Raw genomic sequence first — 1,573 nt, forward strand, 5'->3', positions numbered from 1 at the left:
CGACCGACTCGGCGCGTCAGACGGCGACGAGCTGCACGTCTCGAGGGGACCGATGCGGTCGAACGAGACGGCAGTAACGGTCACGGTGGCGGCTGTCGGGGACGCCGGGGGCGGCGAAGGCGGGGAGGGCGGCGAAGGCGGTGCTCCGATCGCGCTCGTGCACACGAGTGAGCTCCAGTCGCTTTCCGGGGCCGAAGACGGCCAACTCGCCGATCGGGTATTGGTCTGGGGCGAGACCGACGCCGCGCAGTCGGCCGCCACCGACGCGTATCCGGACGCGTCGGTCGAGGTCGCCGGACGGACCGACCCCGCCGCGCTGTTCGAGGACGGCCTGGCGTTCGCGACCAGCGTGATCGCGCTGGTCGTCGGCGTGACGATCTGTGCGTCGTTCGTCGCGACGACCATGGGCATGACCGTCGACGAGGACCGGCAGACGCTGGCCGTCCTCGAGTCGATCGGCGTTCCCACTCGCGGCCGACTCGCCGTCGTCGCGATTTCGACGGGGATTACCACGTTCGTCGGCTCGCTCGCGGGAGTCGTCCTCGGCGCGGCAGGGATCGTCGGCGTCAACGCGATTGCCAGCGCGACCATCGCGCCCGGGGCGGTCGCCCAGTTCCATCCGTTGTTCGTCCCGTACGCGATCGCCGTCGCCCTCCTGTCGGGTCTTGTCGCCGTTCCCTATCCCCTCGCGGTGGCCGCGCGAACGTCCGTCCTCTCGGAGGTGGGACGATGAGCGTCGGCGGAGCGATCGTTCGAACGCGAGCCGTCATCGGACTCGCGCTCGCACAGCTCCGGCGCTCCCCCGGTCGGACCGTCCTCACCGTGCTCGCGGTCACCCTGGCCGTCCTCTCGGTGACCGTGCTCGCGAGCCTCGGCGTGGGCGTCGTCGAGAAGGGAGAGCAGGGACTGGATAGCGCCGATCGGGACATCTGGATCTCTCGCTCTCCGGTCGATCCGACCGCCGGCGGAACGGAGAACCCGATATCCGGCGCTCACGGCACGGCGGCCCAGCTCACCGCGCGGGACGATATCGCCTCGGCCTCTCCGATCGCGATGTACGATGTCTACCTCGGAACGGACCCGTCGGACCTCCAGCGCAGACCCGCGGTCGGCGTCCAGGAGACCCACGACGGCTTCGACTTCGAGGCGGGTCACGGATTCGAGGTCGACGAGGAGACCGCCGCGAGCCCCCCGCCCGACGATCCCCAGCGCAACGAGATCATTCTCGATCCGCGGGTCGCCGACGAACTGGGCGTCTCGGTCGGCGATACGGTCTACGTCGGGACCAGCCGACACACGGCGGGGGCGAACGAGCTTACCGTTATCGGGATCTCGGGCTACTACTCGCAGTACCTCGGCTCGCCGGCGGTGACGGTCCCGCTGGGCGACCTGCAGGCCATCGCCGGCACGTCGGGGACCGATCGGGCGACCTACCTCACCGCCGACGTGGCGGACGACGCCGACCGCGACGCCGTGGCGGCCGAGCTCGGCGAGGCATATCCCGAGTACGACGTTCGGACCAGCGACAATCAGGTCCAGTCGATGCTCGAGGAGCGCACGATGGTGCTCGCGA

2 protein-coding genes are annotated in these 1,573 nt (G+C 70.2%); both read left to right on the top strand.

Features of this window, described 5'->3' with window-relative positions; all coding sequences use genetic code 11:
- Window positions 1-733 (top strand): FtsX-like permease family protein (locus PGX04_RS26220; RefSeq protein ID WP_273741181.1); only part of this gene is annotated, 733 nt, incomplete at its 5' end.
- A partial coding sequence (locus PGX04_RS26225) for an ABC transporter permease (RefSeq protein WP_273741182.1) occupies window positions 730-1,573 on the top strand: 844 nt, incomplete at its 3' end. The genes PGX04_RS26220 and PGX04_RS26225, both read left to right, overlap by 4 nt.

The sequence above is a fragment of the Natrinema soli genome, from assembly GCF_028618695.1.